5 protein-coding genes are annotated in these 6,330 nt (G+C 59.9%); 2 read left to right on the forward strand and 3 right to left on the reverse strand.

Translation table 11 applies throughout. The features are described 5' to 3' along the window. Positions 1-39: 39 nt before the first annotated feature. From nadE to ACIOVB_RS06340, 3 genes are all read right to left on the reverse strand, one after another. Positions 40-867 carry an ammonia-dependent NAD(+) synthetase gene (nadE, locus tag ACIOVB_RS06330; RefSeq protein WP_401265886.1) on the reverse strand — a complete coding sequence of 276 codons (828 nt, stop codon included), beginning with the start codon at positions 865-867 and terminating at the stop codon, positions 40-42. 4 nt (positions 868-871) lie between these two features. Continuing rightward, positions 872-2,095 carry a nicotinate phosphoribosyltransferase gene (pncB, locus tag ACIOVB_RS06335; protein WP_401265889.1) on the reverse strand — a complete coding sequence of 408 codons (1,224 nt, stop codon included), beginning with the start codon at positions 2,093-2,095 and terminating at the stop codon, positions 872-874. Positions 2,096-2,216: 121 nt separating this feature from the next. After that, entirely contained in the window at positions 2,217-3,116 is a 900-nt protein-coding gene (locus ACIOVB_RS06340) for a LysR family transcriptional regulator (RefSeq protein ID WP_401265890.1), read from the reverse strand. A 163-nt stretch (positions 3,117-3,279) separates the two neighbouring features. Between ACIOVB_RS06340 and ACIOVB_RS06345 the strand changes: the two genes are divergently transcribed. Both ACIOVB_RS06345 and ACIOVB_RS06350 read left to right on the forward strand, forming a co-directional pair. Then, a complete protein-coding gene (locus tag ACIOVB_RS06345; RefSeq protein WP_401265892.1) occupies positions 3,280-4,770 on the forward strand; it encodes an aldehyde dehydrogenase family protein in 1,491 nt (496 codons plus the stop codon). Positions 4,771-4,926: 156 nt separating this feature from the next. Next, entirely contained in the window at positions 4,927-6,210 is a 1,284-nt protein-coding gene (locus tag ACIOVB_RS06350) for an FAD-binding oxidoreductase (RefSeq protein ID WP_187681240.1), read from the forward strand. The last annotated feature ends 120 nt before the right edge of the window (positions 6,211-6,330 follow it).

Consider the following 6,330-nt stretch of genomic DNA (forward strand, 5'->3'; position numbering starts at 1 on the left):
GGGACGCTTTTTTCGTTTCTGAAGGTGGCGCGGTATGGTTTACGGTGCAAACGGCATCACTCGTTTGTGATGGGTTTTGTTGTACGTATCAACAATGATCTTGAACGCTTCCTCTCGCAGTGGCTCACCGTGCAGGAAGGCGTCGATCTCTGTATAGGTCACGCCGTGCGACGCTTCGTCCGGTTTACCCGGCGACAGGTCTTCCAGATCCGCAGTCGGAATCTTTTCCACCAACGACTCAGGCGCCCCAAAACTGCGGGCAATCGCCCTCACCTGATTTTTCACCAGACCGCTGAGCGGGGCGAGGTCGCAGGCGCCGTCGCCGAACTTGGTGAAAAAACCCATCACCGCTTCCGCTGCATGGTCGGTGCCGATCACCAGACCGCCCGCCGCGCCAGCAATCGTGTATTGCGCAACCATGCGCATCCGCGCCTTGGTGTTGCCCAGCACGAAATCAACTGACACCGCGTGCTTGCCTTCGAACGCCGCCACTTCACTGGCCAGGGCCTTCACCGCCGGACCGATGTTGACGGTGTGGCGTTCGTCCGGGGCGATGAAATCCACCGAGGCCTGGGCGTCGTGTTCGTCGAACTGGGTTTCATACGGCAGGCGCACGGCGATGAACTTGTAGCTCTGGTCGCCCGTTTGATCGCGCAGTTCACGCATCGCGCGCTGGGCCAGCAGGCCGGCGGTCAGCGAGTCGACGCCGCCGCTGATGCCTAGCACCAGCGTCTTGAGCCCGGAATTGACCAGGCAGTCCTGAATGAAGGTAATGCGCCTGGCGACTTCGGCTTGCAGGGCCTTGTAGTCAGCGAACGGCGGTTGCACCTTGAGCTGTTCAGCAATCTCACGCTGTACGGCTTGCATGAATTCACTCCTTGCTAGATAGACTGGAATCGGCAGGAACCTGGAAAACGTGTCGCAAATAGGCAACAAAATTGGGGTCTTTGCAGTGGGTCTTGCCTGGCTCGTCGGAGATCTTCGCCACCGGTTGGCCGTTGCAGGCGGTCATTTTAAGCACGATGCTCATCGGTTCGACACCCGGAATGTCACAGGTGAGGTTGGTGCCGATGCCAAAGCTCACGTTGATTCGCCCGTGCAGCGCGCGGAATATTTCCAGCGACTTGGGCAGGGTCAGACTGTCGGAGAACACCAGGGTCTTGCTCATCGGGTCGATGCCGAGCTTGTGATAGTGGGCGATGCATTTTTCGCCCCAGGTCACAGGATCCCCGGAATCGTGGCGCAGACCATCGAACAGCTTGGCGAAAAACAGATCAAAATCGCCGAGGAAGGCATCCGTGGTGATGCAGTCGGTGAGGGCGATCCCCAGCAAGCCACGGTATTCGCGCACCCAGCAGTCGAGCGCGGCGATCTGGCTGTCGATCAGGCGTGGGCCGAGTTGTTGGTGCGCCATGATCCATTCGTGGGCCATGGTGCCCAGCGGTTTCATATCCAGTTCGCGCGACAGGTGCACATTGCTGGTGCCGACGAATCGACCCGGGAAGTCGTGCTTGAGCACGTTGACCACTTCTTCCTGCACGCGGTAGGAAAACCTGCGACGGGTGCCGAAATCGGCGACCTGCAACTGCGACAGTTCGTCGGCGGAAGCGTTGGCGGTCAACCAGTCGAACTTGCGGTAAAGCTGCTCACGCGCCTGCTCAAGCACGGTTTCGCGGTAGCGGTAACGGTTGCGAACTTCGCTGACGATGGCCAGCAGCGGCACTTCGTAGAGGATCACATGGAGCCACGGCCCGCGCAGGCGGATGAACAGTTCGCCGTTCTCGATGCCGGTGTGCAGGTAGCGCAGGTTGAAACGGAACAGACCGAGGAAACGCAGGAAGTCCGGTTTCAGAAAGCTGATGCGCTCGAGAAAACTCAGTTGATCGGCACTCAGGCTCAACTCGGCAAGGCGCTCGATCTGATAGCGGATCTCGGCCAGATACGGGCGCAAGTCTTCGCTGTTACGGCAACGGAACTCCCATTCGACTTCGACGTTGGGATAGTTGTGCAGCACCGCCTGCATCATCGTCAGTTTGTAAAAGTCGGTGTCGAGCAGGTTCTGCACGATGCGATCGGCAAACACACTCTCGCTCATAACGGGGTCTCCAGGTGCGCCGCGCCGTTGCGCGGTCTCAATCAGTGGTGCTAGTGGCGCATATCAGCAGTGGGGATTGCCAGCGATTTCTATTCTGAGTGAGGTCAATTGTGGCGAGGTTTCAGCCTGGATTGTCGATCTGTTCGAGCATCCACTTCACAAAATCTCGGACCTTGGGCACTTCCGCCGAATGTTCCGGGTACGCCAGGTAATAGGAGTCGGTGCTGGGCATTGCATGCTGCCAGGGAATGACTAGTTTGCCGTCGGCCAATTCCTCTTCCACCAGAAACCTCGGCAACAGCGCCACGCCGCAGCCGACTTGTGCGGCGCGGATGCACATGTAAAAGGTTTCGAAACGCGGCCCGTGATAGCTGTGCTCTGTCTGGTAGCCCTGACTGTCGAACCAGTCGTGCCAGGCCTGTGGGCGCGAGGCATTCTGCAGCAACACCAGATCGGTGAGTTGCGTCGGATCCGTGAACGGCGTTTCAGGCAGGCTGCCCGGCGCGCACACCGGCACCAGCTCTTCGCCGAACAGCTTCAGGCATTCGGTACCGGGGCGCGAACCCTGACCGTAATAGAACGCCAAATCACTGCGACCCTGCAGCAAATCATCCGCTTCTTGCTCGTTGCATAAATCCAGATGGATCGATGGATGGCGCAAGCGCCAGCCTTTCAGGCGTGGCACCAGCCAGCGGGCGCCGAAAGTTGAGGGGGTAGAAACACGCAGGACTTCGGTCTCACCGCCGTAGGAACGCAGGTAATGCGTCGACATCTCAACCTGGGTAAGGATTTTTCTGACCTCCACCAAGTACAAATCCCCGGCCGGGGTCATCTGCAAGCGGCGGCGTACCCGACGGAACAACAAGTGCTGCAACAATTCCTCAAGCTGCGCGACCTGTTTGCTGACCGCACTCTGGGTCAGGTTCAGTTCCTCGGCGGCCCGGGTAAAACTCAGGTGCCGGGTCACGGCCTCGAAGCACTGCAGCGCGGTGATCGATGGCAAGTGGCGTTTGTTCAGCATGGCGGATCCTTTTCTTGTCTTTCTATGCGCAGCATGAATAAACGGAATGATATCTCGCGTAAAGGTCGTTTGTTGCCTTGCCGTACTGACGCTACAACTAAAGGCCTGCCCGGTCGTGAAATGGCGACCGCACACATTCAGTTTTTTGCTTGAGGAGTGACCCATGGTTGCCGCATTGCTTGATCGTCTTGGTGTGAACCCGGCCCTTTATCAGAACGGCAAAGTGCCGGTGCATTCGCCGATCGACGGCAGCCGCATCGCCGCCGTGAACTGGGAAGGCCCGGCCGAAGTCGAGCAGCACATCAGTCGCGCAGATCATGCGTTCGAGGCGTGGCGCAAGGTTCCGGCACCGCGTCGCGGTGAACTGGTGCGTCAATTCGGTGAAGTGCTGCGCGAGTACAAGGCTGATCTCGGCGAACTGGTTTCCTGGGAAGCGGGCAAGATTACTCAGGAAGGCCTGGGTGAAGTGCAGGAGATGATCGACATTTGCGACTTCGCCGTCGGCCTGTCCCGCCAGTTGTACGGTTTGACTATCGCTTCCGAGCGCCCGGGCCACCACATGCGTGAAACCTGGCACCCGCTGGGCGTGGTCGGCGTGATCAGTGCGTTCAACTTCCCGGTCGCGGTGTGGGCGTGGAACACCACGCTGGCGCTGGTCTGCGGCAACCCGGTGGTGTGGAAACCGTCGGAGAAAACCCCGCTGACGGCGCTGGCCTGTCAGGCGCTGTTTGACCGCGTGGTGAAGAATTTCACCGATGCGCCGGCCAGTCTCTGCCAAGTGATTATCGGTGGCCGTGACGCGGGCGAAGCGTTGGTCGATGACCCACGTGTCGCGCTGATCAGCGCCACCGGCAGCACCCGTATGGGCCGAGAAGTGGCGCCGAAAGTCGCCGCGCGATTTGCCCGCAGCATCCTTGAACTGGGCGGCAACAACGCGATGATCCTCGGCCCAAGCGCCGATCTGGACATGGCCGTGCGCGCGATTCTGTTCAGCGCTGTCGGCACCGCCGGCCAGCGTTGCACCACGCTGCGTCGCCTGATCGCCCATGAATCGGTGAAAGAAGAAATCGTCACCCGCCTCAAAGCCGCGTACGCGAAAGTGCGCATCGGCCATCCGCTGGAAGGCAATCTGGTCGGCCCGCTGATCGACAAACACAGCTTCGAAAACATGCAAGATGCCCTGGAACAGGCGCTGAGCGAGGGCGGCCGGGTGTTTGGCGGCAAGCGTCAATTGCAAGATCAATTCCCCAACGCTTACTACGTCTCGCCGGCGATTGTTGAAATGCCAGAGCAGAGCGACGTGGTTTGCAGCGAAACCTTCGCACCGATTCTGTATGTGGTCGGCTACAGCGACTTCCAGGAAGCGCTGCGCCTGAACAACGCAGTGCCGCAAGGTCTGTCGTCGTGCATCTTCACCACTGACGTGCGCGAGGCCGAGCAGTTCATGTCGGCGGTCGGCAGTGACTGCGGCATCGCCAACGTCAACATCGGCCCGAGCGGTGCGGAAATCGGTGGTGCGTTTGGTGGCGAGAAGGAGACGGGCGGCGGTCGTGAGTCGGGCTCGGATGCATGGCGCGCGTACATGCGTCGACAGACCAATACCGTGAACTATTCGCTGGAATTGCCGCTGGCGCAGGGCATTACCTTCGACTGATGTCGGGGCGACCCCCCCATACCCTGTGGGAGCGAGCCTGCTCGCGAAGGCGGTGAGTTAGTCGACATCAATGTTGTCTTATATGCCGCTTTCGCGAGCAGGCTCGCTCCCACAATGTGAACAATGTGTTTGGCAGGTTTCTGTTGGAGTCTGGCAATGCCGTTACGCGAAGAATGTCTGTGGGAAAAACTCACGCCGCAAAGGCCCGATAACACGGCGCTCAAGGGTGAAGTCAAAGTCGATGTGTGCGTGATTGGCGCCGGGTTTACCGGCTTGTCGGCGGCGCTGCATCTGTTGGAAAAAGGCAAAAGCGTCTGCGTGCTGGAAGCCCATCGCGCCGGCCACGGCGGTTCCGGGCGTAACGTCGGGCTGGTCAACGCCGGCATGTGGATTCCGCCGGACGAGATTGAAGCCGGATTCGGCCTGGCGGTCGGCAGCCAGCTCAACCGCATGCTCGGTGCGGCACCGGCGCTGGTGTTCAGCCTTGTGGATAAGTACAACATCGATTGCCAGTTACGCCGCGAAGGCACTCTGCACATGGCGCACAACGCCAAGGGCGAGGCCGATCTGCGCAGTCGTGAGCAGCAATGGAAACGCCGTGGTGCGCCGGTCGAATTGCTGACCGGCAAGGCATGCGAGCAAGCCACCGGCACGCAAAAGATTGCTGCTGCATTGCTCGATCGACGCGCCGGGACGCTCAATCCGATGGCTTATGTCACCGGGCTCGCCAATGCCGTGATTGGTCTGGGCGGGCAGATGTTTGATCATTCCCCGGTCACCCGTCTCGAACGCGTGGGTCAAAAATGGTCGGTGCAGACCGAGCAGGGTTCAGTGTTGGCCGAGCAGGTTGTCATCGCCTCCAACGCCTACACCGAAGGTGACTGGACCGAACTCAAACGCAACTTTTTCCCCGGTTACTACTACCAGGTCGCTTCGGTGCCGCTGACTGAAGATGCCGCCCAGGAAATCCTCCCGGGCGGGCAGGGCTCATGGGACACCCGTCAGGTATTGAGCAGCATCCGCCGCGACAAAGAAGGGCGGCTATTGCTCGGCAGCCTCGGCAACGGCAATCAGAAGCCGACCTGGTTTCTCAAGGCTTGGGCCGACCGCGTGCAGCAGCATTACTTCCCCAATCTGAAACCCGTCGAGTGGGAATGCACCTGGACCGGGCGCATCGCTTTCACGCCCGATCACTTGATGCGGCTGTTCGAACCGGCACCGGGACTGGTGGCCGTTACCGGCTATAACGGCCGTGGCGTGACCACCGGCACCGTAGTCGGCAAGGCTTTCGCTGATTACCTGTGCAACGGAAACCCTCAAGCCCTGCCGATTCCTTTTGCACCGATGCAGCCCCTGGCGGGCGCAGGTTTGCGCAGTTGCCTTTATGAGGCTGGTTTCTCGCTGTATCACGCAGGCCAGTGCCTGCGCATCGTCATTTGAGTGTTGAAATATGTTGCTGGAAGCGGCGCTTTTCGACGTAACGACTAGCCTGTAATGGTGCGGGTTGTAGCAGTCCCGCACCAGCAGTGTGCAGTTCGGTGACGCGGGCTGTTACAGGCT

The organism is Pseudomonas sp. NPDC087639 (assembly GCF_044743385.1).
GTDB lineage: Bacteria > Pseudomonadota > Gammaproteobacteria > Pseudomonadales > Pseudomonadaceae > Aquipseudomonas.